Consider the following 25,676-nt stretch of genomic DNA (forward strand, 5'->3'; position numbering starts at 1 on the left):
GCGGGGCGGTGCGGTGCGGGGGTGCGCGGCTCGGGGCGGTGTGGGGGCGTGTGGCCGGGGGCGCGGCTCGGGGCGCTGCCGGGGTGTGCGGGGCGGTACGGAGGCGCGCGGGCAGCCCGGTGGCGGGGCAGTACAGAGGCGCGCGGGCAGTGCGGTGCCGGGCCGTGCGGGTGCGCCGGGGGCAGGGCGGGCCCCGTGCAGGCAGGACGTGCAGCCGGGTACGCGCGCGTGTGGTCAGGTGCGCGCGCGTACCCGGCCGTCCTTGAAGGGTGGCGTCCCGAACGGGCCCCGTGTCCCGCGGAACGCCGGGGGCGGACGCCGGGTCCGGCCGGGCGGCCGGACCCGGGCCGGCCCGGTCGGTGGCGCGGCGAGGGGGTCCGGGGTGCTGCCCCGGACCCCCTCGCGCGCGTGGGCGGCCCCTAGAGGTTGCCGCGCTTCTCCTGCTCGCGCTCGATCGCCTCGAACAGGGCCTTGAAGTTGCCCTTGCCGAAGCCCATCGAGCCGTGGCGCTCGATCATCTCGAAGAAGACGGTCGGGCGGTCCTGGACCGGCTTGGTGAAGATCTGGAGCAGGTAGCCGTCCTCGTCGCGGTCGACGAGGATCTTCAGCTCGCGCAGGATCTCGACCGGCACCCGGGTCTCGCCGGCCCACTCGCCGAGGGTGTCGTAGTACGAGTCGGGGGTGTCGAGGAACTGGACGCCCGCGGCCCGCATCGCGCGCACGGTGGCGACGATGTCGTTGGTGGCGAGGGCGATGTGCTGGACGCCGGCGCCGCCGTAGAACTCCAGGTACTCGTCGATCTGCGACTTCTTCTTCGCGATCGCGGGCTCGTTGATCGGGAACTTCACCTTGAGGGTGCCGTCCGCGACGACCTTCGACATGAGCGCCGAGTACTCGGTCGCGATGTCGTCGCCCACGAACTCCTTCATGTTCGTGAAGCCCATGACCTTGTTGTAGAACCCGACCCACTCGTTCATCTTGCCGAGCTCGACGTTGCCGACGCAGTGGTCGATGGCCTGGAAGGTGCGCTTGGCCGGGGGCTCGACGATCGGCTTCGCGGAGACGAAGCCCGGGAGGTACGGGCCGTCGTAGCCGGAGCGCTCGACGAGGGTGTGGCGGGTCTTGCCGTAGGTGGCGATGGCGGCGAGGACGACGGTGCCGTGCTCGTCCTTCACCTCGTGCGGCTCGGTGATGCCGGTGGCGCCGTGCTCGACGGCGTACGCGTAGGCGGCGCGGGCGTCCGGGACCTCGATCGCCAGGTCGACGACGCCGTCGCCGTGCTCGGCGACGTGCTCGGCGAGGAAGCGGCCCCGGTCGGTGGAGGCCTTGATGACGGAGGTGAACACGAAGCGCGCGGCGCCGTTGGTGAGGACGTAGCTCGCCGTCTCGCGGGTGCCGTTCTCCGGCCCGGAGTAGGCGACCAGCTTCATGCCGAAGGCGGTGGAGTAGTAGTGGGCGGCCTGCTTGGCGTTGCCGACGGCGAAGACGACCGCGTCCATTCCCTTCACGGGGAAGGGGTCGGCCTGCCGCGCCGTGGAGGGGGTGTGATCGATGGTCTCAGTCATGGAAGCAATGTCCCGTCGTTCGGCAAGGTGCGCAAGAGTTTGCTTCTTCCCTGGTCAATCTGTACAGCGACACGCCAGGATGGTCGGGCGACTTGTACATCCTGACTACGGAGGGGCCGCTGTGGCGATCGATCATTTGGACGGGCGGCTGATCGCGCTGCTCGCGCGCGAGCCGCGCATAGGGGTTCTGGAGGCGTCCCGGCGCCTCGGGGTGGCGCGGGGGACGGTGCAGGCGCGGCTCGACCGGCTCCAGGCGTCGGGGGTGATCCGGGGGTTCGGTCCCGAGGTGGACCCGGCGGCGCTCGGGTATCCGGTGACGGCCTTCGCGACCCTGGAGATCAAGCAGGGGCAGGGCGCGGACGTGCGGGGACACCTGGCGACGGTGCCGGAGGTCCTGGAGCTGCACACGACCACGGGGCACGGGGACATGCTCTGCCGCCTCGTGGCCCGCTCGAACGCGGACCTCCAGCGGGTGATCGACAAGGTGGTGGGGTTCGAGGGGATCGTGCGGGCGTCGACGGCGATCGTGATGGAGAACCCGGTGCCGCTGCGGATCATCCCGCTGGTGGAGCAGGCGGCGAGCGGGGAGCCGCTGACGTAAGGGTCCAGCACATGCAAAGAAGCACTTGCAAAGAAACCCTTGCAAGTACTTCTTTGCGCACCTACGCTCAGCACATGCCCGAGCCCGAAGAGCACGTCATCCGCCCCCTGGACCCCCGCTCCCTGCGCGGCCTCGCCCACCCCCTCCGCATCCAGCTCCTGCGCGCCCTGCGCCACCAGGGGTCCGCTACCGCCTCCCAACTGGCCGAGCGGCTGGGTGAGTCCAGCGGGGCGACCAGCTACCACCTGCGCCAGCTCGCCGCCCACGGCTTCGTCGAGGACGACCCGGAGCGCGGCAAGGGCCGGGAGCGGTGGTGGAAGGCGGTCCCGGGCGGCACGGTCTTCGACGAGTCGCTGTACCAGAACCAGGACCCGGAGGTCCGGGGCGCCGTCGACGTCTACATGCACGAGATCGCGAACATCCACACCCAGGAGCTGAACACCTACCTCGGCACCCGGGAGGACTGGGGCCAGAAGTGGCTCGGCTCCGCCGACATGAGCGACTTCACGCTGCGGCTGCCGCCCGCGAAGCTGCGCGAGCTCAGCAAGAGGGTGCACGCCCTGGTGGAGGAGTACCGGACCGCCCCCGAGCAGGACGCGCCGGACGCCGAGCGCGTACGGGTCCATCTGCACGCGTTCCCGCAGCACGAAGGCTGAGCAGCACGCCCCTCTCCCGTACGGAAGGACACGCACGATGCACGCCGACATCCACCTCCAGCTGCACGCCCTCACCGCCGCCGAGGCCCACCGAGCCGCCGAACGCCCTCACCCCGTAAGGGAGTCCCCCTCCCTCCGCGCCCAGCTCGGCTGGCGCATGGTCGAACTGGGCCTGCGGCTCGCGACGGGCACCGACCGCCCGGTCACCCTGGCCGCATGACCGCCCCGGGGGAGGCGGGGAACGGAGGACGTACGGCCGCCGGCTACCGTCCTGACCGCCAACGCCGTCTCGCTCACCGACACCACCGCGCCGCTCCTGGCGACGGCGGCGACGCTGCTCGGGATCGGGACGCTCTCCTTCCTGGCGACGCTCGCGCCCCTGGCGTTCCCGACGTGGCGGAAGATGGACTCCAGGCCGGCGCCCACCGTCCCCGAGGGGATCAGCAGGACGGAACCTTCGCGTCCTGCCCCTGCTCCAGGGCCCTGAGGGAGGCCACCGCGTCGCCGAGGGCGGTGACGGGGACGAGCCGCATCCCCTTCGGCAGCTCGGCCTCCGCGTCCGAGCACTCCGCCTTCGGCACCAGGAAGACGGTGGCGCCGTCCCGGGCGGCGGCCTGCGTCTTGAGGGAGACCCCGCCGACGGCGCCGACCTTCCCGTCGGGCGCGATCGTGCCCGTACCGGCGACGGTCCGGCCGCCGGTGAGGTCGCCGCCGTCCCCGTCGCCGTCGAGCTTGTCGACGATCCCGAGGGAGAAGAGGAGCCCGGCGCTGGGCCCGCCGACGTCGGCGAGGTGCAGGGTCACCTTCACCTTCTCCGGGTCCAGCTTCAGATAGCCGAGGGCGGCGAGGGCGGCCGCGTCCTGCGACTGCTTCATCTGGCCGAGGTTGCGCTTCTCGATCTCCGCGTCCGACTTCCCCGAGGGATAGACGGAGCCCTTCGGCAGGACGGCCCGGTCGGTCCGGAACCAGGCGTCGGCCACGTCCCCGAACCGGATGTCCGCGGACGGCCCGGTCGCGAGGATCGTCGTCATCCGCAACTGCCCCTCGGTCTCCCGGACCGGCGCACCGCTGACCGTGATGACCGGCTTCCCCTTGTCCTCGCCGAGCACGTCGGCGGTCGAACCGGGCTGCGCGATCGCGTACGGCAGCGGCGCCAGCCCGACGACGGCGAAGAGCGCGACGACGGGCAGCGCGCCGAGCGCGAGGACACGGGGACGGGAGAGACGGGAGAGCACGCGTCCAATCTACTGGGGCGCGCGGGGGTACGGGGGCGGGGCCGGACCTTCAGGACAGGTGGCGGGCGAAGAAGGACCGCAGCTCCCGGCGTACGGAGGAGACCGCCGCGGCCGGACGCGCGGGGCCGATCAGCGCGTCCCGGGTCCCGGCCGTGACGAGCCCCGCCGCCCGGAGCCGCGGGACGAGAAAGGCGTGGTCGCCGAAGACCCAGTGGCCGGCGCCGGTCAGGCGGACGCGGCGGCCGGGCACGCCCTCCCAGGAGGCGGTGAGGCGGGCGGCGCCCGCGAAGCCGTCGGTGCGGAAGTGGATCAGGGGCCGGGCGAGGCCCTCCACGGGGTCCAGGTCGAGGTGTCCCTCCAGGTTGGCCCCGGCGACGATCCGGTCGTCGCCGGCCAACGCGGACACGGCCGCGGTGCCGCCCGCCGAGTGCCCGTAGATCCCGGTCCTGTGCCGGTCCATGACCGGAGCGAGCGGCAGGCTCCCGAGCCGGTCGAGGACGAGGCGGAGGTCCGCGACCCGGGTGTCGACCATGGTGCGGAAGGTCTCCGCGTCCGGCTCTCCGCGCAGGACGGTGACGCGCATCCGGTCGGGCAGTTCCACCTGGCTCGCGTCGCCGGGGTGGTCGACCAGGACCACCACGTGGCCGTGGCTCGCCAAGTCCTCGGCGAGGGTCGTGCCCAGGGTGCGGGAGTCGCCGCCGCCGGGGCTGTACAGGAGCACCGGGCGGCGCCCCGGGAGCGGGGGCGCGCCGACGTGTCCGTGGGTGAGGGTCGCGCCCCAGTCGACGCCGGCGGCCGGGAGGCCGGGGCGGACGAGGGGCGCGAGGCCGGTGAAGACGCCGGCCTCGGCGGGGGTGAGCTGCGGGGCGCGCGGGAAGCCCCGGACGGTACGGGCCGGGTACAGGACGCTGATCATCACCCGGCGCGCGCCGAACGCGGGCTCCCCCGGCTCGGGCTTCCAGGGGTCGGTGCGGGAGGGGTCGGTCAGGGCGAAGGCGCGCAGGCCCACGGGGTGGGGGCCGGTGGGCGCGGGCAGCCGCAGGACGAGGGGCCGGTCGGCGCGGGCGACGGCGGCGGGACCGGCCAGGACGGCGGCGGTGCCGAGCAGGGCGGCCTTGGCGACGGTGCGGCGGCCGGGGCCGGAGGAGGAATCGCGGTTCATGCCCGGCATCCTTGGCCGGGACGGGGGCGGGCACGAGGGTTCAGGCCCTGCCCGAAAGGCTGGCGGGAACGGGGGACGGATGCTGCGCGTCCACTTCACGGCGGAGGACTTCGCCCGGGTGCGGTTCGCGCCCCGGCCGTCCCCGGTGGCGGAGCTGCACGCGGCCCTGCTGATGCTGGGCGCGCCGCACGAGGAACTGCTCTTCGGCCGCTGGCGCGGCAGGCTCCTGCGCACCCTGCCGGGCACGGCGGGGCCGCTCGCGGACCTGGTGCCGGGCGGGGAGCCCCCGTCCTTCCTCGACGTCCTCGGCGAGACCCGCGAGGAGGGCTTCGCACTGCTGCGGGAGGCCCGGCCGAGGCTCGTACGGTCGGAGCTGGAGCGGGTGTACGCGGGGCGGGGCGCCGCACCGCCGTGGCTCCGGGGGCTGTACGGCGGGGACGCGGGGGCCTGGCGGACGCTGGACCGGGCGCAGCGGGCGGCGTACGGGGCGGTCCTCGCGCCGGTGTGGCCGCTGGTGCAGGACCTGCACCGGGCGGAGTTCACCCGGCACGCGCTGGCCGTCGCCGCGCGGGGGCTCGGCGCGGCCCTGGCGGACCGGGCGCCGGGCTCGCGGCTGCGGGACGGGGTGTGGGAGTGGCCGGGCGCCACCGCCGCCCGCCGCGAGGTGCGCCTCGCCGGGCGCGGTCTCGTCCTGCTGCCCACCTTCCACTGGCGGGGCGGCCCGCTGGTCCAGGACCGGCCGGACCGTCCGGTGGTCCTCGCCCTCCCGGCGGGACGGGGGCTGCCGCTCGCCGCTCCGGACGGCGGCTCTCCCGAGGAGGCCCTCGCGGGGGTCATCGGCCGGACCCGCACCGCGCTCCTGCACGCACTGGACGGCGGGCCCCTCACGACGACGGACCTGGCCCGGCGGCTCGGCGTCAGCAACGCGACGGCCTCGTCCCACGCGCAGGCGCTCCGCGCGGCGGGCCTCCTCACGACGACCCGCACGGGCAGGTCGGTCCACCACGAACGCACCCCGCTGGGGGCGCTGTTGACCTCCTGAGACGGCTCGGGAACGAATGGACGCGGGCGGGCACGGGCCGGAGCCCGCACAGGGGCGGCACGGACACCGCCCCGCACGAACGGCACAGGCTCCGGCCCACAGGGCCGAAACGGAGCAAGGCCCGTACCGGCGACACGGGCCCCGGCCCGCGCGGGTGGCCCGGGGCGAGACCCGCAGGCCGGGGGCGGTCACGGGGGCCGGGGCCCGCCCCGTACGCGTATCCCCGTCGCCGCCCCTTCCTGATCCGCCGCGCGCCCTAGCGCAGCGCGTCCGCGACCTCTCGGGCCGCGTCCACCACCCTCGGGCCGACGCGTTCGGGGACGGCGTCGGCGAGCATGACGACGCCGACGCTGCCCTCGACGCCGGTGACGCCGACGAGGGGGGCGGCGGCGCCGCTGGCGCCGGCCTCCAGTTCGCCGTGGGTGAGGGTGTAGCCGGGTTCGGTCAGGCCGCCCTGGCGGGCGGCGAGTATCGCGCGGCCGGCCGCGCCCCGGTCCAGCGGGTGGCGGAAGCCGGCCCGGTAGGCCACGTGGTAGTCGGTCCAGGTCGGTTCGACGACCGCGACCGCGAGCGCCTCCGCCCCGTCGACCAGGGTGAGGTGGGCCGTCGCCCCGATGTCCTCGGCGAGCGAGCGCAGCGCGGGCAGCGCCGCCTCGCGCACCAGGGGGTGGACCTGGCGCCCGAGCCGCAGCACGCCGAGGCCGACGCGGGCGCGGCCGCCGAGGTCGCGGCGGACCAGGGCGTGCTGTTCGAGCGTGGCCAGGAGGCGGTAGACCACGGTCCGGTTGACGCCGAGTTTGTTGGACAACTCGGTGACCGTCAGGCCGTGGTCGGTGTCGGCGAGCAGTTTGAGGACTCTGAGTCCCCGGTCGAGCGTCTGGGAGGTCTCCGCGGTCACGACGCCCTCTCCTTCGGAGTGAGATGGAGGCGGGACTCTCACGGGGTTGCCTCGCCGGTCCCGCGGCGACGCACGTCAGAGGCCGCCGGCAGGAAGGGGTACACCGGCTGCGCTCCGCGGCGGCGCTGCCACGGGGCGAATGCTTTTGAGCCGGGACAGTAGCGACCCGCTCCGCTCAGCGGAAGACCTCGTCCAGAATCCGGGCGCCGGCGACCGGATGGAGACGTTTCGGGACCTTCGTCGGCCGGAGAGAGGACTTCGGGCGACAAGAACGGCTATGTCGTGCTCGTAGCGTGGAAGGGGTTCCGGAGGCCGGCCGTGGGGGCCGGCACCGGTGCCGGTCCCGCGTCACGACGGGACGGCGGAGGCCCGTACACCGTGGTGTACGGGCCTCCGGTCGACGGGCGGCGGGCGGGCTCAGCGCATCCGCGTGGCCCACTCCTGGACCTTCTTGATCCGCTCCCGGATCTGGCCGGCGGTGGCCTCCGCGCTCGGCGGGCCGCCGCAGACCCGGCGCAGCTCGGTGTGGATGACGCCGTGCGGCTTGCCGCTCTGGTGCACGTACGCGCCGACCATCGTGTTCAGCTGCTTGCGCAGTTCGAGCATCTCCTTGTGGGAGACGACGGGCCGCCGCTCGGCGGGCAGCTCCAGGAGGTCCGCCTCGGTGTCCGGCTTCTTGCGGCTGTGCGCGATCTGCCGGGCCTGGCGCTTCTGGAGGAGGAGCTGCACCTGGTCGGGTTCGAGGAGGCCGGGGATGCCCAGGTAGTCCTGCTCCTCCTCGCTGCCGGGGTGGGCCTGCATCCCGAACTCGGCGCTGTTGTAGAGGACGCGGTCGAAGACGGCGTCGGACTCCAGCGCCTCGAAGGGCAGCATGTCCTGCTCGCCGGTGTCCTCGTCCTGCTGCTTCTCGGCCTCCGCCATCTCCTTCTCGGACTCGGCGTACGGGTCCTCGTCCTCGCCCGCCTTCTTCGGCCGGTCGAGCGTGTGGTCGCGCTCGACCTCCATCTCGTTGGCGAAGCCGAGGAGGCTGGGGATCGTGGGCAGGAACACGGACGCGGTCTCGCCGCGCCTGCGGGAGCGCACGAAGCGGCCGACGGCCTGGGCGAAGAAGAGCGGGGTCGAGATCGTCGTCGCGTACACGCCGACCGCGAGGCGGGGGACGTCGACGCCCTCGGACACCATGCGGACCGCGACCATCCAGCGGTCCTCGCTCTCGCTGAACTCGTCGATGCGGTGCGAGGCGCCCGTGTCGTCGGAGAGGACGAGGGTGGGCCGGGTGCCGGTGATCTCGCGGATCAGCTTGGCGTACGCGCGGGCCGACTCCTGGTCGGAGGCGATGACGAGGCCGCCCGCGTCCGGGATGGACTTGCGGACCTCGGTGAGCCGCTGGTCGGCGGCGCGCAGCACGTTCGGCATCCAGTCGCCGCGCGGGTCGAGGGCGGTGCGCCAGGCCTGCGAGACCGCGTCCTTGGTCATCGGCTCGCCGAGGCGGGCGGCGATCTCGTCGCCGGCCTTGGTGCGCCAGCGCATGTTGCCGCTGTAGGAGAGGAAGATGACCGGCCGGACGACCCCGTCGCCGAGGGCGTTGCCGTAGCCGTAGGTGTAGTCCGCGGACGACCGGCGGATGCCGTCGTTCCCCTCTTCGTACGTGACGAAGGGGATCGGGTTGGTGTCGGAGCGGAACGGGGTGCCGGTGAGCGCGAGGCGGCGCGTGGCGGGCTCGAAGGCCTCCAGGCAGGCCTCGCCCCAGGACTTGGAGTCCCCGGCGTGGTGGATCTCGTCCAGGATGACGAGGGTCTTGCGCTGCTCGCAGCGGTTGCGGTGGAGCATGGGCCGGACGCCGACGCCCGCGTAGGTGAGGGCGACGCCGTCGTACTCCTTGCTGAGCGGGCCCGCGCTGTACTCCGGGTCCAGCTTGATCCCTATGCGCGCGGCGGCCGCGGCCCACTGCTTCTTCAGGTGCTCGGTGGGCGCGATCACGGTGACCTGCTGCACGACGTGGTGGTGGAGCAGCCACGAGGCGAGGGTCAGCGCGAAGGTGGTCTTGCCGGCTCCGGGGGTGGCGACCGCGAGGAAGTCGCGGGGCTGCTCCTGGAGGTACTTCTCCATCGCGCCCTGCTGCCAGGCTCGCAGCTTGTTGGCGGTGCCCCAGGGGGCGCGGCCGGGGAAGGCGGGAGAGAGGTGGTGTGAGGAGGGGGCGGTGGTAGTCACGATCTCCGGTTCGACGCTCGTCCAGATATGACAACCGGGCCACCTTACCGGCGGCCCGGCCCGGACCTCGTACCCGACGGGAGGTCTCCCACCCGGGTGCGATTCAGCTCACGTCGGGGTCGATCAGCGCCCGCAGGCCGTCCGCGATCGCCCCGACCTCGTCCGTCTCCCCGGTGGCGACGGCGATGACCAGGCGTTCCGCCGCGTCGACGTCGGGGCGGAGCTGGACGCCGTTCAGGGCGAGGAAGGTCACGCAGGAGAGCCAGGCGGTGCGCTTGTTCCCGTCGACGGCGGGGTGGTTCACGGCGAGGGACTGCAGGAGCGCGGCGGCCTTGCCCAGCAGGTCCGGGTACGCCTCCTCGCCGAACACGGTGGCCGACGGCCGGTGCACCGCCGAGTCGAGCAGCCCGGGGTCGCGGACGACGAACGGCTGGTCGTCCACGGCGTACTCGGCGACGATCAGGACGTCCTCGGTGGAGAGGCGGACGCGGCTCACTTGAGCCGCTCCATCAGCTCGTGCCACTTGGCGGCCTGCTCCTCGGCGGTCCGGCGCACGGCCGCCTCCCCGGCGGGCGCGTCGGCCTCCCCCCGTGCGGGGGCTCCGGGTCGGTCGTCGTCGTGGGGGCGCGGGTGCGTGGCCATGCCGGAACGGTAGCGAGCGGCACCGTACCGGTGCCAACGGATTCAGCTCCGGGCCGCCGGCTCCCCGTGCAGCCGCGTCGCCACCCACGCCCCCGCCGCCGCCACCGCCGCCATCGGCAGGAAGACGGCGGCGAAGGCGGCCGGGTGGGAGCCGGTGGCGGCGGTGTGGGAGGTGACCGCGTGGCCCACCGCGCCGCCGCCGAGGGCCGCGAAGGCCGCGCCGCCGGAGGCGAGGAGGAGGACGTTGGAGAGGCCGTCGGAGATCTGGAGGGCGGCGGAGTTCGCGCCCGCCTCCTCGGGGGCGGAGAGCTTCAGGAGGAGCACGCTCGTGGAGGAGATCACCGCGCCCATGCCGAGGCAGCCGAAGGCCCAGGCCACCGCGACGGTCCACACGGGCACGGCGGTGATCAGGACGCTCGGGGCCGTCAGGATCGCGAGCGCGACCAGGGCCATCCCGAGGACGACGAGCCGTTCCCGGTACGGCTCCGTCCACGGCCGGGACTGGATCCAGGAGCCGAGCGCCCAGGTGAGGCCGCCGACGGCCAGGGAGAGCCCGGCGAGGGTGGGGCTCAGGCCCCGCTGGGTGACCAGCATCAGCGGCACGAAGGACTCGGCGGCGATGAAGGACCCGGCGGCGATCCCGCGCAGCAGCACCACCGAGGGCAGGCCGCGGGCGGCCCGGTGGGTGCCGCGCGGCAGCAGCCCCCGCACGGCGGGCACGAGCAGCGCGGCGCCCGCGACGGCGGGCAGCAGGGACGGCCAGCGCAGCTCCTGCCCGGCGTACTGGAGGAGCCCGGCGCCCGCGGAGATGCCGAGCGCCAGCCGGATCCGGCGCCGGTCCCAGGGCGCGACGGGCGCCTCCGGGTCGGCGGGGCCCGAGGCGGTGCGGCGGATCGCGGGGAGGGCGAGGGCGAGCGGCAGGACGACGAGGACGGGGATGCCGACGAAGACCCAGCGCCAGCCGAGGTGCTCGGTGATCGTGCCGGAGGCGAGCGGGCCGACGACGGAGGGCACGACCCAGCTCGCGGCGAAGGCCGCCATGATCGCGGGCCTGAGGTGCTCGTCGTAGGCGCGGCTGACCACCACGTACAGGGCGACGATGACGAGGCCGCCGCCGAAGCCCTGCACGGCCCGGCCCAGGACGAACATCCCCATGACGCCCGCGGTCCCGGAGAGGAGCAGTCCGGCGGCGAAGGCCGACATGCCGGCGGCGAGGGGCGCGAGCGGGCCGCTCCGGTCGGACCACTGGCCGGCCAGGACCATGCCGAAGAGGCTGGTGGTGAAGTACGCGGAGAAGGCGAAGGCGTAGACGGACACGCCGTTCAGCTCGCGGGCGGCGACGGGCATGGCCGTGCCGACGGCGGTCGCCTCGAAGGCGATGAGCAGGACGACGGAGACGATGCCGATGCTGAGCGCCCGGTGCGCCGGGTCGAGGACGGACCCCCGGTCTCCGGGGCGGTCGGCACGGGTTCCGGGGGCCGGGGTGACGGCGGCGTCGGTGCCGGCGTCTCGGGGTTCGAGGGCGCTCATCCCCCCAGAGTAAGAGGTGTAGACCTGAATGACCCCTGTCGGAAGACCGGGGACCGCTCGGCCCTCGGACCTACGACCGCGAACGGAGTGTTGCGGGCGTGTGGCAGTCGCGTGGCACGGCCCCGCGCCCCCTTGAGCCCTCCTCGGACCGCCCCCTACGGTCGTACTCGTCACCCCACACGACCGTGTGCCCGAGTGGTTCAGGGACTCGCCTGCAAAGCGAGTTACGTCGGTTCGATTCCGATCACGGTCTCCACGGCGCCACGGCCCCCAGACCCTCGGTCCGGGGGCCCTCGCCGCTCCCGCGCCCCTCCCGTGGCCGGAGTCGGCCGTCTCGATAGGCTCGTTCCCGCTCCGGTGGCCCCGGGGCGTCGGGACGACGGGGGGACGATCCGGTGGAACAGGCACGCACACGGCGGGAGTCCGCGCGGCGGATCGGGCCGTACCGGCTGATCACCCGTCTCGACCCGCCCGGCTCCCCCGCCCCCTGCCGCCGGTTCGTGGCCCGGGGCGAGGACGGGCGCACGGTCCTGCTGAGCACCCCGCTGCCGGACGCCGACCCGGCCCGCTTCGCGGCGGAGGCGGGGGCGGGGCGGCACCTGGCGGGGCCGTGGATCGCACCGGTGACGGAGGTGACGGGGCCCTCGCCCGGAGCCGGAGCCGGGCCCGCGCCCTCCCCCACCCCCGCCTGGTATTCCACCCCCTACCTCCCCGCCCTCCCCCTCCCCGTCGCCCTCGCCGTGTACGGCGGGCCCTTGCCCGAGGGGGTCGTGCGGGGGGTCGGGGGCGCGCTCGCCGAGACGCTCGCCGCCGTGCACGCGGGGGGCCTCGCGCACGCCGGGGTCTCCCCCGGCGCCGTCCTGATCGCCGCCGGCGGGCCGCTCCTGAGCTGTTTCGGGGCCGTACGGGCCGCGGGGCCCGACGGCGAGCCGCGCGCCGGGCTGCCCGGGATCGACCCCGGCGCCCTCGCCCCCGAGCAGACGGCCGGAGGGCGGCCGCGGCCGCCGGGGGACGTGTTCGCGCTCGGTGCCGTCCTCGCGTACGCCGCCACCGGCCACACCGTGCCCGAGCGCGACGAACTCCCGCCCTGGCTGCGGCCGTTGGTGGCCGGCTGTCTGGCCCGCGACCCCGCCGACCGGCCCACCGCCGCCGCCCTGGCGGCCGCGCTCGCCCCCGCCCCGCTCGCCCCCGGATGGCTGCCCGGCCGGGTGGTCGCCGCGCTCGCCCGCCAGTCCGCCGAGCTCCTCGCCGCCGAGCTGCCGCCGCTCCCCGGGCAGACCGCCACCGTCCCCGTACACGCCTGAAGATCGCACGGACCTGACCTCATGCTGTCGCCCCTGACCCACGACGACCCGGCCGCCGTCGCCACGTACCGTCTCCTCGCCCGCCTCGGCGCGGGCGGCATGGGCACGGTCTATCTGGCGCGCACCCCGGGCGGCCGGACGGTCGCCCTCAAGACCGTGCACGCCCGGCTCGCCGCCGACCCCGCCTTCCGGAGCCGGTTCCGGCTGGAGACCGACGCGGCGCGGATCATCGGCGCGCGCCACGGCGCGGCCGTCGTCGACGCCGACCCGCTGGCCGAGACCCCGTGGCTGGCCACCGAGTACGTCCTCGGGCCGCCCCTGGACGACGCCGTGGCGCTCGGCGGCCCGCTCCCCGAGCCGACCGTCCGCGCCCTCGGCGCCGCGCTCGCCGGGGCCCTCGCCCAGCTGCACTCCTCGGACGTGGTCCACCGCGACCTGAAGCCCTCGAACGTCCTCGTCACCGCCCACGGCCCGAAGATCATCGACTTCGGCATCGCCCGCGCGGCCGGCGACGACCACCTGACCCGCACCGGGACGGCGGCCGGCACCCCGGCGTTCATGTCGCCGGAGCAGGCGAGCGGGCACGAACACGGCCCGGCGGGCGACGTGTTCGCGCTCGCCGGCGTCCTCGTCTTCGCGTCCGCCGGCCGCGGCCCCTTCGGTACGGGCTCCCCCGCCGACCTCCTCTACCGCGTGCGGTACACCGAGCCCGACCTCACCGGCGTGCCGGAGGCGCTGCTGCCGCTCCTGACGGCGTGCCTCGCCAAGGACCCGGCGGCCCGCCCCACCACCGCCGTCCTGGTGGAGCACCTGCACGACGGGCACGGGGAGTTCGCGGACCACCTGCCGCCGCTGGTCCTCGCCGACATCGGCCGCCGGGCGACCGACGTGTGGCTGCACGCCCCGCACCGGCTCCCGGCCCCGGAGGGGCCCGTCGCGGCGGAGACCGTGCCCGCCGCCCCGCTCTCCCGCCGCCGGCTGTTCTCCGTGGGCGGCGCCGCCCTGCTCGGGGCGGCGGGCGCGGGCGGCGGCCTGTGGGCGTGGCGGAGCGGGCGCCAGGACAGCCCCCCGGCCGGCGGAGGGTCCGCCGGGCCCACCGCCGTCCCCGCCACGACGGCCGCGGACGGGGCGCCCGCGCCGCTGTGGCAGGAGAAGGCCTTCGACCGCGAGCAGCGGATCACCCCGCTGGTCGCGGACGGCGTCGTCGGCTTCGCCGAGACCACGGAGTTCCGGGTGCTCGACATGAGCGACGGCTCCGAACTCTGGACCGAGAGCGCGGTGATGGAGCCCCGTCAGGTCACCACCGACGGCACGGTCTTCTACATGTCGAGCGGCGAGTTCGAGGGCCCCGGCGTCCTCCACCTCCGTACGCGCGGGGGCCTCGGCGGCGGCGGGGGGACGTCCCGGACGATCGACCTGAAGGGCTTCGAGGGCTCCTACAAGGGCACGGAACTCCTCACCGCCTCCGACGGCGTGCTCTTCGCCTCCTCCCGGCGGGGCGACTGGGACGTCACCGGGGACCGGGACGACACCGGCTGGCACCTGATCGCCGTCGACGTCCGCGCGGGCCGGGAGCTGTGGCGGCAGCCGTACGCGTGGGACGGCGTCCGGCCCTGGCTCTCCAAGGTCGTCGGCGACCGGCTGGTCCTCGGCAAGAACAGCGGCGACCTGGACTCCTTCCTGGTCCAGACGCGCGACCTGCGCACCGGCCGGCAGCTGTGGCGGCGGCGGCTGCCCCTGAAGGACTCCTCCTCGTACATCCCCGGCCAGCTGGTGACCGACGAGCGGCACGTCTACCTGGGCGGCGACCGGCTGCGGGCCCTGCGCCTCACGGACGGCGCCGTCGCCTGGGAGTACGGCTCCGGTTCCGCCTCCACCTCCTACGGGGTGCCGGCCGTCGCGAACGGCCTCGTCCACGCGCAGGAGCGGAGGGAGACCCCCGGCCTGGTGTCCGTCGGGGCCGACAACGGCCGCAGGCACCGGACGGAGGGCCCGGCCGGGCGCTCCCTGTCCCCGTACCTCTTCGCCACCCCCGTGATCGGCGAGAAGTACGTCTACACGCCCGTGCGGGGCGGTCTCAACGCGGTCGCCCTGGACGGCTACCGCTCGGACTGGGTGTTCCGGACGGAGGCGAGCCGCTTCGTGACCGACAAGAAGAGGACCCGGCTCTTCGGGGCGGGCGAGACGTCCGTGGTGTCCCTGCCGCTCGCCTGACGAAGCCGCCGGGCCGACGAAGCCGAAGCCGCCGGGCCGACGAGCCCGTCTGACCACCAAGTCCCCAGCAGATCCCTCTCCTCGAAAGCGTCCCCATGACCCCTCAGCCCCTCGCCGCCGGCGACCCGCTCCGGCTCGGCCCGTACCGGCTCCTCGGCGTCCTCGGCGAGGGCGGCATGGGCAAGGTGTACGTCGGCCGGGACGGCGCCGGGACGCCCGCCGCCGTCAAGGTCCTCCGTCCCGAGCTCGCCCACGACCCGCACCTCGCCCAGCGGTTCGTCCGCGAGGCCGACATGGCGCGGGCCGTCACGAGCGGGGGCGTGGCCCGGATCCTCGGGGCGCAGACCGAGGGCGGACGGCTCTGGATCGCGGCCGAGTTCCTCGCCGGGCCGACCCTCGACGAGGCCGTCCGCGCGTACGGACCGCTGGACGTGCCGTCGGTCCGCGTCCTCGCCGCCCGGCTCGCCGGGGCGCTGTACGACATCCACGCGGCCGGGCTCGTCCACCGGGACCTCAAGCCCGCGAACATCGTGCTGACCTCGGCCGGCCCCCGGGTCATCGACTTCGGCATCGCGCGCCCCGAGCACGGCCTCACCCTCACCACCACCGGCCAGATCCCGGTCACACCGGGGTACGGAGCCCCCGAGCAGGTCCTCGGGCAGCGGGTCGGCCCGGCCTCCGACGTCTTCTCGCTCGGGGCGGTCCTGGTCCACGCGGCGAGCGGGCGGCGCGCCTTCGACGCCGGGAACGTGGCGGCGCTCCAGTACGAGGTGGTGCACGGCGTCCCGGACCTGGGCGGGGTGCCGCCGGAGCTGCGGGACCTGATCGGCCCGTGCCTGGCGAAGGACCCGGCGCTCCGGCCGGACCCCGCGCGGATCGCCGCGGCCTTCGCGCCGCCGAAGGGCGCCGAGCGGGTGTGGCGCAAGGGGCCGCTGGCGGAGGACGTCAAGCGGCGCGAGGCCGCGGTGAAGCGTCTGACGGCGCCCGCCGACACCGCCGTGCCCGGGTCCGGCCGGCCGTCCCGGCGCCGCTTCCTGACCGGCGCGGCCGTGGGCGTGGCGGTGCTCGGCGCGGGCGGCGGGGCGGGCGCCTGGTGGCTGAACCGGAACGGCGGGTCGCCGACCGCCGACGTGCCGCCGGCCGCGGCGACCCCCGAGGCGGCTTTCGTCTGGGCCGTCGACACCGAGCCGGGCGAGGCCCCGGAGCCGCTGTGGGGCCCGGTCGACGGGACGGCGCCGGGGGACGAACTCCCGCTGCCGGTACGGGACGTGGTGGTCGTGCGGGCGGCGAAGGGCGGCCTGCTCGCCCTGTCCGTGACGGACGGGAAGGAGCGGTGGCGGGCGAAGGAGATCGACGCGGACGCCGGTTTCGTGTCCGTCGCGGACCGGATGGTGGTCGGCGCCGGCCGGGACGGCGTCCTGCGCGCGTTCGTCGCCTCCACCGGCCGGCCCGTCTGGAGGAGCGGGTCCGGGGTGAGGGACGTCCTCGCGGCCGACGGGACCCGCGTCTACCTGGTGACGGAGGACGACGAGCTGCACGCCGTCGACGCCTGGACCCTCGCCACCGCCTGGAAGCGCCCGATGACCTCGCCCCGCTCCCCCGGCGGCGCCGCGCGGGCCCTCGCGGCCGACCGGCGGCTGGTGATCCACGGCAGGGACGGCCGGGTCGCCGCCCTCCACGCCGAGACCGGCCGGACGGAGTGGGAGTTCACGGGCCAGGGCACCGCCGGACAGGCCCCGGCGTTCAGCCGCAACATCGTCTACTTCGGCGGCCCGAAGCTGACCGCCCGCAGCCTCGACGCGGGCGTCCCGCTGTGGGAGGAGGAGGCCGGGAGCGGGAAGGCCGACTGGAGCACGCCCGCCGCGAGCGACATCGTCGTCTTCGCGGCCCACTCCTTCCACGCCTACCGCTACGGCACCACGATGGGCTCCTCCTCCCCGAAGCAGGAGTGGCACGAGATCCTGGACGGCACGGGCCCCGGCACGCTCGCTCCCCCGGTCGTGGAGGGCACGACGGTCTGGCTCCACGCCCCCGACAACGGCCACCTCAAGGCGGTCGACAAGGAGACCGGCAACCAGCTCTTCACCGTCAGCATGAGGGGCGAGGGCACCTACCGGATGGCGAGCGGCGGCAACCGCGTCTTCCTCGTCCGGGGCGGCCGGATCGCGGCGATGCCGGTGTACGGGGAGTGAGAAGGGGCCCTCCCTCCGGACCGGCGGGCGGTGCGGAGGGCCCCGGCGGGTCCTACTGGGGCGCCGCGACGGCCGCCTGGGGGCGGATCGGGAGGCGGTTGACCGGGCGGCCGGTGGCCGCGCGGACCGCCGCCGCGACCGCGGCGGGCGAGGTGACGACGGGGACGGCGCTCGCGGCCTTGGCGCCGAAGGGGGCCACCACGTCGCGCTCCTCGACCAGCTTCACGATCCGGATGTCCGGGGCGTCGAGCGAGGTCGGGAGGGCGTAGCCGGTGAAGTCGGGGTGGCGGACCAGGCCCCGGGCGGTGCGCAGGTTCTCCGTGAGGGCCGCGCCGACGCCCTGGGTGACGCCCGCCTCGATGCGGGTGGCGAGCTGGGCCGGGTTGAGGATCCGGCCGACGTCCTGGGCGACGGCCATCTCCACGACCCGTACGGCGCCGAGTTCGACGTCCACGTCCACGACCGCGCGGATCGCGCAGAACGCGAGGCCCACGAAGGCGTCGCCCTGGCCCGCGTCGTCCAGGGGCTCGGTGGGGTGGGGGCGGCACTGGGCGGTGGCCCACAGCTCCTTGCCGTCGAGCGCCTCGGTGACCGTCGTCGACAGGACCCCGTCGTACGAGGTGATCTTGCCGTCGGTGATCTGGAGCAGTTCGGTCGACATGCCGAACTTGTGGGCGAGCGGCTGGAGGAGCTGGGTGCGGACCATCTTCGCGGCCCGCTCGACGGCCCCGCCCGAGACCCAGGTGTGCCGGCCGTGGGCGGCCGGTCCGGCGGGCGGCTGGTCGGTGTCGACGGGCGCGACGTGCACCTCGTCGATGCCGAGGGTCTCCTGCACGATCTGGCGGGCGAGCGTGGCGAAGCCCGAACCGGTGTCCACGGCCGAGCAGATGACCGTCGCCGTCCCGTCCACGACCCGCACGGTCGCCGTCGAGACCTCGTCGGTGCCCTCGGCGCCGAGCATGTGGACCATGCCGAGCGCGTAGCCCACGCCCCGCCGCACCGCGCCGGGTTCGCCCGCGCCCTCGGGGCCGCCGGGCAGCAGCCACTCGCCCTCGGGGGTGTCCTTGGGCAGCGGGGGAAGCGGGAAGTCCCGTACGGCGGAGAGCAGTTCGGCGACCGGGGCCGGGCAGGTGACCGTCTGGCCGGTGGGCAGGATGTCGCCGGTCGCCATGACGTTCCGCATCCGCAGCTCGGCCGGTTCCACGCCCAGCTTGGCCGCGAGCTTGTCCATCTGCGCCTCGTACGCGGCGCACACCTGCATCGCGCCCTCGCCCCGCACGTGGCCGGACGGCGGGTTGTTGGTGCGGACGGCCCAGCCCTCGACGAAGGCGTGCGGGACGACGTACGGGCCGCAGGCGAAGGCCACGGCCGCCGCGAGGGACTCGGACGAGGAGTCGGCGTACGCGCCGCCGTCGAGGAGGATCTGCGCCTCCACCTTCACCAGGCGTCCCTCCGCGTCGGCGTGGTGCCGGTAGCGCAGCAGGGTGGGGTGGCGGTGGGCGTGGCCGAGGAACGACTCCTCGCGCGTGGCGGTGAGCTTGACCGGGCAGCCGGTGCGCAGCGCGAGCAGGCCCAGCGGGATCTGGAAGCCCGGGTCCTCGCGGTCGCCGGTGGCGCCGGGGACGCCGGTGACGACCAGCTTGACCTGGTCGGGCGTCAGGCCGAAGCAGGCGGCGGCCAGGTCCCGGTCGGTGTGCGGGTCGGTGGAGGCCGTGTACAGCTCGACGCCGCCGTCGGGGCGGGGCACGGCGAGACCGGCCTCGGCGCCGATCGGCGCCGGGTCCTGGCGCCCGATCCGGTAGAGGCCCTCGACGACGACCTCGCCGGCCGCCTCCGGGTCGCCGAAGCGGAGCGGGATGTGCCGGATCAGGTTCCCGTCGGGGTGCAGCGGCTCGGCCGCGAAGGCCTTCTCCGGGTCGGTGACCGGTTCGAGGACCTCGTACTCGACGCTGATCGCGGCGGCGGCCAGCCGGGCCGTGTCGGGGTGGTCGGCGGCGACGGCCGCGAGGGCCTCGCCGTGGTGCCGGACCAGGTCGGAGGCGAAGACGGGCCGGTCCGCGACCCGGCGCCCGTAGGTGGCCGCGCCCGGCACGTCGGCGGCCGTCACCACGGCCCGCACGCCCGGCATGGCGGCGGCGGCCGAGGTGTCGACGGAGACGATCCGGGCGTGCGGGTGCGGGGAGCGCAGGATCGCGGCCCAGAGCAGGCCCTCGGCCCACAGGTCGGAGGCGTACGGGAAGGTGCCCTCGGTCTTCGCGCGGGACTCGGCCTGCGGGAGCGAGGCGCCGAGGCCGTGGGCGGCCGGCTCCTGTCCGAGGGGTCCGGGGACGTCCGTGACCGTGGCCGTGGGAACGGCGGTGGTCGCGTCGCTGCTCACGCCTTGCCTCCGTCGTGCGGGTGCGGGATCTGGTGCGGGATGCGGGCTTCGTCGGCGCTCTCGGGCGCGTGGGCGGCGGCCCCGGCCTCGCGCTCGGCGACGACGTCCCGTACGGCTTCGAGGACGCCCCGGTAGCCGGAGCAGCGGCACAGGTTGCCGGCGAGCGCCTGGCGGGTCTCCAGTTCGGTGGGGGCGTGGTTGCCCTCCAGGAGGTCGTGCACGGTCATGCACATGCCGGGAATGCAGAAGCCGCACTGGACGGTGCCGCACCTGGCCATGGCCCGCTGCACGTCCGAGGGCTCGCCGTCGACCGCGAGGCCCTCGACCGTCCGCACCTCGCTCCCGGCGGCGGTCGCCGCGGGGACCAGGCAGGAGGCGACGAGCCGGCCGTCGACCTGCACGTTGCACGCGCCGCACTCGCCCTGCGAGCAGCCGTCCTTGGCCCCGGCGAGCCCGAGGCGCTCGCGCAGGACGTAGAGCAGCGACTCCCCGATCCAGGAGCCGGTGACGGGCCGGTCCACGCCGTTGACCCGGAGGGTGTACGAGGTGTGGGGGTGCTCGTCGCTGTCGGTGGAGGCGTGGACCTCCGCCGGGACGGGGGGCACGGGGTCGGGAACGTCCGTGTCGAGGACGGTCTCCGCGCGGAGACCGGCGTCCGTCTCGGGGGCGGGATCCGCTTCGGGGAGGTCCGCTTCGGGGGCGTCCTGCGCGGCTTCGGGGGCCTCTTCCGGAGCCGGGTCAGCCTCGGGGGCGTCGAGGGCGTCCGGAGCGTCCTGTACGGCCTCCGGAGCCGTCTCCTCGACGGCCTCGGGCTCCGGCTCCTCCCGGAGCGCCCAGGGCGCGGGCGCGCCGCCCGGGAGGGTCGCCGGGGCCTCGGCGGGGATCTGCCACTGTCCGGTGTCACCGGGGCCGGGCTCGGGGGCGGGAGCGGGCTCGGGGGCGTGCTCCGCCGTCTCCGCGAAGTGCCACTCGGCCGTCGCGTGCGGGTCCGGATCGCCGTACCCGGACGGGTCGAAGGGCTCGCCCTGCTGCTCGAAGTACTCGAAGCCGCCCTGCTCCCGCTCGAAGCCGCTCCGGTCCCGCTCGAAGTCCTGCGGCTGCTCGTACCCCTGGGACTGCTCGTAGCCGCGGTCCTGCTCGTACCCCTGGACGTGCTCCTGCTCGTAGCCCCGGTCCTGCTCGTAGCCGCGGCCCTGCGCCTGGTCGAAGTACGGCCGTACCGGCTCCGCCTCGACCGGCGGGTGGACCGGCCAGCCGCCGGTGGCCGCCGGGTCGGTCTCCGGGGCCGGGGCGAGCGGCTGGAGCGGGGTGATCATCGGCGGCACGTAGCCGTGGCCGGGCGCCTCCAGGGGCACGCCGTCCAGCATGAAGTCCGGCGGGAGCTGCACGAAGGCGGTCGCGTCGCCGTCGTACCCCTCGCTCTGCGGGATCGGCTCCCAGCCGCCCTGGTTGCCCTGCTGTTCGTCGCTGCTCACGCGAGTGCCCTCCCCAGTGCCCGTCGGGCGAGTGCGGCGACGGTGCGCCGCAGGTGCAGTACGGCCGGGGGCAGCTGTTCGCCCCCTTGCGGGTCCGGGATGCAGGCGGCGGCGACGTACTCGCCGAACGCCGTCAGCGCCTCCGGCGCGAGCCCCCGGTCGTTGTCCCAGTCCACCAGCGAGGCGATCCAGCGCTCGGCCTCCAGGGGGCGCAGCGGCATCGGTGCGACGGCGCCGACGGCGCAGCGCACCCCGCGCCGGGCCGGGTCGAGGACGACGGCGACGGAGGCGGTGGCGCGGGCCGGGCCGGTGCGGCCGGTGGCCTTGAGGAAGACCTGGGGGGCGTGGAGCAGCGGGACCCGGACGAAGCCCACGAGTTCGCCGGGGGCGAGCAGGTCGCGGCCCGCGAGCAGGTGGGAGACGGGGATCTCGCGGCTGCCGAGCGGCCCGAGGACGACGAGGTCGGCCTCCAGGGCGGCGAGGACGGGCAGCGAGTCGCCGGTGGGCGCGGCGGTGACGACGTTGCCGCCGAGGGTGCCGGCGTTGCGGATCTGCGGCGGTCCGGCGGCGCGGGCGGCGGCGGCGAGGGCCGGGATGAGGGCGGCGAAGTCGGGGCGGCCCATGCGGGCGTGGGTGAGGCCGGCGCCGAGGAGGGCGTGGCCGTCCTGGTACTGCCAGCCGCGGATCTCGTTGATGCGGCTCAGGCCGACGAGTCCGGCGGGCCTGAGCTGGCCCTTGTTGACGGCGGCCATGAGGTCGGTGCCGCCGGCGACGGGGACGGCTGCCGGCATGGCCGTGAGCGCCGCCACGGCCTCGTCGAGCGAGGCGGGCAGCGTCACGGCCTGCGCCGTCTGTGGTGCGTGCGTGGTCAACCCGCTGCCCCTTCCCGGTGTCCCGGCGGTCCCCGACTGTGCCCGGCCGTCGCGCCTGCGTGTGGGCGTACCGTACGTGCTCACAGGCCGGACGTGGCAACTCTGGCACATCTTCCGAGCCGTCCGGCGCGAGGGTCCGCGAAGGACTGTTCCGTCCGGGACGTCCCGGGAGCGGCGGGGAGTTCCGTTTCGCCGCTCTTGGGCGGCGGGGTTCGCCGCTCCCGGGTGACGGGGGTGCGGAGGGCCTCACACGTTCGGGGGCGTTCCCTCCAGGGGCCTGCCGAGGATCCCGGGGCGCCGCTGCCGGGGCAGGGGTCCGGCGGGCGGCCGGTAGTCGACGCCGAGGGCGTCCAGGCGCCGGTAGTGGGTGTCCATGCGGCGCTCGAAACCGGTGTAGTCGCGCTCCTCGGGGGCGGGGAGCGCGGACCAGGCGACCTCGGCGAACGCGGCGAGGCGGGGGAAGACCTGGTAGTCGACGCGGGAGCGGTTCTCCATGACCTCCGTCCAGACGTTGGCCTGGGTTCCCAGGATGTGGGCGGCGGCCTCCTCGGAGAGGCCGGGCGGGACGGGTTCGAAGCGGTAGACGTCCTCCAGGGTGCGGACGTATCCGATCGGCACCGGTTCGTCCTCGCCGGGCGCCTGGCGGTGGTCGAGGTAGACGTGCTGCTCGGGGCACATGACGACGTCGTGGCCCGCCTCGGCGGCGGCGATCCCGCCTCCGTAGCCGCGCCAGGAGGAGACGGCGGCGCCCTCGGCGAGGCCGCCCTGGAGGATCTCGTCCCAGCCGATCAGGCGGCGGCCCCGGGCGGCGAGCCAGCGGTCGAAGTGGCGGATGAACCAGGACTGGAGCTCGTCCTCGTCGGCGAGGCCGAGCTCCCTCATGCGGGCCTGGGCGGCCGGGGAGGCCTTCCACTGGTCCTTGGGGCACTCGTCGCCGCCGACGTGCACGAAGGGGGACGGGAAGAGCTCCAGGACCTCCTCGAAGACGCCCTCGTAGAAGCGGAGGACCTCCTCGGTGGGGGCGAGGACGTTGGGGTTGACGCCCCAGGTGTCCCAGACGGTGAGGGCGGCGGTGTCGACGACGTCCGTGTTGCCCAGTTCGGGGTAGGCGGCGATGGCGGCCTGCGAGTGACCGGGGAGGTCGATCTCGGGGACGACGGTGATGTGCCGCTCGGCGGCGTAGGCGACGATCTCGCGGATGTCGTCCCGGGTGTAGAAGCCGCCGTGCGGGGTGTCGGTCCACAGCGGCGAGGCCCGGTGGCCCCACTTGCTGCGGGCCCGCCAGGAGCCGACCCCGGTGAGCCGGGGGTGCCGCTCGATCTCGATGCGCCAGCCCTGGTCGTCGGTGAGGTGGAAGTGGAAGACGTTGAGCTTGTGGGCGGCGAGGAGGTCGAGCAGGCGCAGGACGTCGTCCTTGGGCGTGAAGTGCCGGGAGACGTCGAGGAGGAGGCCGCGCCAGCCGAAGCGGGGCCGGTCCTCGACGGTGGTGTGCGGGAGGGTCGCGGCCCGGTCCGTCACGGGCGCCCGGCGGTACGCGTCGGGGCCGAGGAGCTGGCGGAGGGTCTGGGCGCCCCAGAACACCCCGGCGGGGCCGCCGCCCTCGACGAGGACGGCGGCTCCGGGGTCCTCGGTGGTCAGCCGGTACCCCTCGGGGCCGTGCTCCCGCGCCACCTCCTCGCTGATCCGGAGGCGTACGGCGCGCTCCCCCGTCCCGTCGGGGAGCGGCAGCCCCGTGGCGGCGCCCAGGGCGGCCCGCAGCCAGCGGGCGGTGCCCTCGGTGCCGGGTCCGGCGTCCAGGACGGTCCGCCCGTCGAGCGTGACGTGCCCGGGGCCGCTCCCCCGCCGCCCGGCTGACAGGGGCGCGGGGATCAGGTCCGTGGAATCGGTCATCGCGTCAGTCCTTCACCGCCCCGCCGAGTCCCGAGACCAGGCGGCGCTGTACGAGTACGAAGAAGACGAGCACCGGGACGGTCATCACGGTCGAGCCTGCCATGATGCCTCCCCAGTCGTTCTCGTCGGGCTTGAAGAAGACGAGCAGGGCCATGGGGAGGGTCGACTGCGAGGTGTCGCTGATGATGAACGACTTCGCGAAGAGGAAGTCGTTCCAGGTGGAGATGAACGAGAAGACGCTGGTGGCGACCAGGCCGGGGAAGACCAGCGGGAAGAGGATCTGCCACAGGAACCGGGTGCGGCTCGCGCCGTCGATCTGCGCCTGCTCCTCCAGGGCCTCGGGGACCGCCCGGACGAAGCCGCGCAGCATCCAGATCGCGAACGGCAGGGAGAACGCGAGGTGCGGCAGGATCAGCGAGCCGAGGGTGTTGAGCTGGCCGAGGTCCCGCATGAGGAAGAACAGCGGGATGGCGAGGGCCTCGACGGGCACCATCTGGGCGACCAGGAACATGATCAGGAGCGTCGTCCGGAACCGGAACCGGAACCGGGTGACGGCGGTCGCCGCGAGGAAGGCGATGAGCGCGGAGGCGAGGACGACCGTGCCCGCCACGATCAGCGAGTTGAGGAAGTAGCGCCCGAAGTCCTGCTGCTCGAAGACCCGCCGGAAGGAGTCCAGGGACGGCGAGAGCGTCCAGGGGCGCGGGTCCGTGGACTGGATCTCGCCGGCCGGCTTGAAGGCCGAGAGCACCATCCAGTACAGCGGGAAGGCGACGGCGGCGGCGACGAGCAGGGCACCGGCCTCGGCGGCGAGCCGCCCGGGGCGCCGGACGCCCGGGATCCGGAATGCGCTCAAAGTTCTTCTCCCTGGCGTCGCAGCAGGCGGAGGTACACGAGCGTCACGGCGAGCAGGATCAGCAGCATGACGACGCCGATCGCCGAGCCCAGGCTGTACTGGGACGAGGCGAAGGCCTTCTGGTAGGCGTACACGTTGAGGACGAGGTTCTGGCCGGCGATGCCGCCGCCGTTCGTCATCACGTAGATCTGGGTGAAGAGCTTGAAGTCCCAGATGATCGACTGGATCGTGACGACGACCAGGATGGGCCGGAGGATCGGCGCGGTGACCGAGCGCCAGATCCGCCACTGGGAGGCGCCGTCGAGGGCGGCGGCCTCCAGGACCTCGGTCGGGACGGCGCGGATGCCCGCGTAGACGGTGACCATCACGAACGGGAAGGAGCACCAGACGACTTCGAGGAGGACGAGGGCGAAGGCGCTGTACCGCCCGTACGTCCAGGAGAAGTCGCCGAGTCCGAGGAGCCGGTTGACGGGGCCGAAGTCGGGGTCGAAGAGGAAGACCCAGACGGTGGAGCCGGTGACGGCGGGGGTGGCCCAGGCGCCGAGCGCGGCCGTCATCAGGACGAGCCGGGGCAGGGCGCGCACCCGCGTGAGGAGGACGGCGAGGGCGCAGCCGACGGCGAGGGTGGTGACGACGCAGGCGGCGGCGAAGACGACGGTGGCGAGGAGGACCTGCCAGAACTGGGGGTCGGAGAAGAGCGTCGCGTAGTTCCCGAACCCCTGGAACGAGGTGGGTTCGCCGCCGCTGACCTGGGCCTGGGTGTACTCCAGGAAGGAGATCAGGCCCAGTTGGTAGACGGGATAGACGAGGAGCGCGCCGAGGACGACGAGGGCGGGCAGCAGGTACAGCCAGGGGGTCCAGGCGCCGGGGCGCCGGGGGCCGCGGGCCCCGGGGGCGGGGCCCGGGGCCGCGGCGGGCCGCTTCTCGACGGGCGGGGTGAGCTGGGTGGTCATGCGG

At 74.9% G+C, this 25,676-nt stretch carries 21 protein-coding genes and 1 tRNA gene; 8 read left to right on the top strand and 14 right to left on the bottom strand.

Annotation, left to right across the window (positions count from 1 at the left end; all coding sequences use genetic code 11):
• Positions 1-419 precede the first annotated feature (419 nt).
• The gene (hppD, locus tag ACIQD7_RS16510; protein WP_121833491.1) at positions 420-1,565 is read right to left on the bottom strand and encodes a 4-hydroxyphenylpyruvate dioxygenase; all 1,146 of its coding nucleotides are present in this window, start codon (positions 1,563-1,565) and stop codon (positions 420-422) included.
• A 121-nt stretch (positions 1,566-1,686) separates the two neighbouring features.
• On the opposite strand from hppD, the gene ACIQD7_RS16515 reads away from it, so the two are divergent.
• The 3 genes from ACIQD7_RS16515 to ACIQD7_RS16525 all read left to right on the top strand — a co-directional run bounded on the left by ACIQD7_RS16515 (position 1,687) and on the right by ACIQD7_RS16525 (position 3,042).
• Complete coding sequence (locus ACIQD7_RS16515) at positions 1,687-2,166, top strand: Lrp/AsnC family transcriptional regulator (RefSeq protein WP_053648461.1); 480 nt, start codon at positions 1,687-1,689, stop codon at positions 2,164-2,166.
• 74 nt (positions 2,167-2,240) lie between these two features.
• Complete coding sequence (locus ACIQD7_RS16520; protein ID WP_402442234.1) at positions 2,241-2,822, top strand: ArsR/SmtB family transcription factor; 582 nt, start codon at positions 2,241-2,243, stop codon at positions 2,820-2,822.
• A 37-nt stretch (positions 2,823-2,859) separates the two neighbouring features.
• The gene (locus tag ACIQD7_RS16525; protein ID WP_161371666.1) at positions 2,860-3,042 is read left to right on the top strand and encodes a hypothetical protein; all 183 of its coding nucleotides are present in this window, start codon (positions 2,860-2,862) and stop codon (positions 3,040-3,042) included.
• A gap of 220 nt (positions 3,043-3,262) precedes the next feature.
• Here the strand turns inward: ACIQD7_RS16525 and ACIQD7_RS16530 are convergent, their stop codons facing one another.
• A complete protein-coding gene (locus ACIQD7_RS16530; RefSeq protein ID WP_121833493.1) occupies positions 3,263-4,057 on the bottom strand; it encodes a S16 family serine protease in 795 nt (264 codons plus the stop codon).
• A 49-nt stretch (positions 4,058-4,106) separates the two neighbouring features.
• Positions 4,107-5,219: an acetylhydrolase gene (locus tag ACIQD7_RS16535; protein ID WP_402442237.1), complete on the bottom strand. Its 1,113-nt coding sequence runs from the start codon at positions 5,217-5,219 to the stop codon at positions 4,107-4,109.
• A 79-nt stretch (positions 5,220-5,298) separates the two neighbouring features.
• Between ACIQD7_RS16535 and ACIQD7_RS16540 the strand changes: the two genes are divergently transcribed.
• Complete coding sequence (locus ACIQD7_RS16540; RefSeq protein WP_402442239.1) at positions 5,299-6,261, top strand: ArsR/SmtB family transcription factor; 963 nt, start codon at positions 5,299-5,301, stop codon at positions 6,259-6,261.
• Between the two features lie 256 nt (positions 6,262-6,517).
• On the opposite strand, the gene ACIQD7_RS16545 is transcribed toward ACIQD7_RS16540, so the two are convergent.
• The 5 genes from ACIQD7_RS16545 to ACIQD7_RS16565 form a co-directional block, all read right to left on the bottom strand.
• A complete protein-coding gene (locus tag ACIQD7_RS16545) occupies positions 6,518-7,159 on the bottom strand; it encodes an IclR family transcriptional regulator (protein ID WP_053648453.1) in 642 nt (213 codons plus the stop codon).
• A 417-nt stretch (positions 7,160-7,576) separates the two neighbouring features.
• Positions 7,577-9,370, bottom strand: coding sequence for a DEAD/DEAH box helicase (locus ACIQD7_RS16550; protein ID WP_205613959.1), 1,794 nt, complete (start codon positions 9,368-9,370; stop codon positions 7,577-7,579).
• 103 nt (positions 9,371-9,473) lie between these two features.
• A complete protein-coding gene (locus ACIQD7_RS16555; protein ID WP_402442241.1) occupies positions 9,474-9,866 on the bottom strand; it encodes a type II toxin-antitoxin system death-on-curing family toxin in 393 nt (130 codons plus the stop codon).
• Positions 9,863-10,012 carry a hypothetical protein gene (locus ACIQD7_RS16560; protein WP_402442243.1) on the bottom strand — a complete coding sequence of 50 codons (150 nt, stop codon included), beginning with the start codon at positions 10,010-10,012 and terminating at the stop codon, positions 9,863-9,865. Before ACIQD7_RS16560 ends, ACIQD7_RS16555 begins: the two co-directional genes overlap by 4 nt.
• 42 nt (positions 10,013-10,054) lie before the next feature.
• Complete coding sequence (locus ACIQD7_RS16565) at positions 10,055-11,542, bottom strand: MFS transporter (protein ID WP_402442245.1); 1,488 nt, start codon at positions 11,540-11,542, stop codon at positions 10,055-10,057.
• Positions 11,543-11,723: 181 nt separating this feature from the next.
• Between ACIQD7_RS16565 and ACIQD7_RS16570 the strand changes: the two genes are divergently transcribed.
• The 4 genes from ACIQD7_RS16570 to ACIQD7_RS16585 all read left to right on the top strand — a co-directional run bounded on the left by ACIQD7_RS16570 (position 11,724) and on the right by ACIQD7_RS16585 (position 17,252).
• A tRNA-Cys gene (locus tag ACIQD7_RS16570) sits at positions 11,724-11,798 on the top strand.
• Between the two features lie 139 nt (positions 11,799-11,937).
• On the top strand, positions 11,938-12,846 hold the full coding sequence (locus tag ACIQD7_RS16575) for a serine/threonine protein kinase (protein ID WP_402442246.1): 909 nt from the start codon (positions 11,938-11,940) through the stop codon (positions 12,844-12,846).
• 21 nt (positions 12,847-12,867) lie between these two features.
• Complete coding sequence (locus tag ACIQD7_RS16580; RefSeq protein ID WP_402442249.1) at positions 12,868-15,060, top strand: protein kinase; 2,193 nt, start codon at positions 12,868-12,870, stop codon at positions 15,058-15,060.
• Between the two features lie 95 nt (positions 15,061-15,155).
• Positions 15,156-17,252, top strand: coding sequence for a PQQ-binding-like beta-propeller repeat protein (locus tag ACIQD7_RS16585; RefSeq protein WP_402442251.1), 2,097 nt, complete (start codon positions 15,156-15,158; stop codon positions 17,250-17,252).
• A 52-nt stretch (positions 17,253-17,304) separates the two neighbouring features.
• Here the strand turns inward: ACIQD7_RS16585 and ACIQD7_RS16590 are convergent, their stop codons facing one another.
• The 6 genes from ACIQD7_RS16590 to ACIQD7_RS16615 all read right to left on the bottom strand — a co-directional run bounded on the left by ACIQD7_RS16590 (position 17,305) and on the right by ACIQD7_RS16615 (position 25,672).
• Entirely contained in the window at positions 17,305-19,629 is a 2,325-nt protein-coding gene (locus tag ACIQD7_RS16590) for a xanthine dehydrogenase family protein molybdopterin-binding subunit (protein WP_121830812.1), read from the bottom strand.
• Complete coding sequence (locus ACIQD7_RS16595; protein ID WP_402442253.1) at positions 19,626-21,104, bottom strand: (2Fe-2S)-binding protein; 1,479 nt, start codon at positions 21,102-21,104, stop codon at positions 19,626-19,628. The genes ACIQD7_RS16590 and ACIQD7_RS16595 overlap by 4 nt, the downstream gene beginning before the upstream one ends.
• Positions 21,101-21,976 (bottom strand): xanthine dehydrogenase family protein subunit M, encoded by an 876-nt coding sequence (locus ACIQD7_RS16600; RefSeq protein ID WP_030209964.1) that lies wholly within the window; start codon positions 21,974-21,976, stop codon positions 21,101-21,103. The genes ACIQD7_RS16595 and ACIQD7_RS16600 overlap by 4 nt, the downstream gene beginning before the upstream one ends.
• Before the next feature lie 246 nt (positions 21,977-22,222).
• Positions 22,223-23,866, bottom strand: coding sequence for a beta-N-acetylhexosaminidase (locus ACIQD7_RS16605; RefSeq protein WP_402442255.1), 1,644 nt, complete (start codon positions 23,864-23,866; stop codon positions 22,223-22,225).
• Between the two features lie 4 nt (positions 23,867-23,870).
• Entirely contained in the window at positions 23,871-24,719 is an 849-nt protein-coding gene (locus ACIQD7_RS16610; RefSeq protein ID WP_402442257.1) for a carbohydrate ABC transporter permease, read from the bottom strand.
• Entirely contained in the window at positions 24,716-25,672 is a 957-nt protein-coding gene (locus ACIQD7_RS16615; protein ID WP_402442259.1) for a carbohydrate ABC transporter permease, read from the bottom strand. The genes ACIQD7_RS16610 and ACIQD7_RS16615 overlap by 4 nt, the downstream gene beginning before the upstream one ends.
• Positions 25,673-25,676: the final 4 nt, after the last annotated feature.

The organism is Streptomyces sp. NPDC093071 (genome assembly GCF_044754545.1).
Classification (GTDB): Bacteria; Actinomycetota; Actinomycetes; order Streptomycetales; family Streptomycetaceae; genus Streptomyces.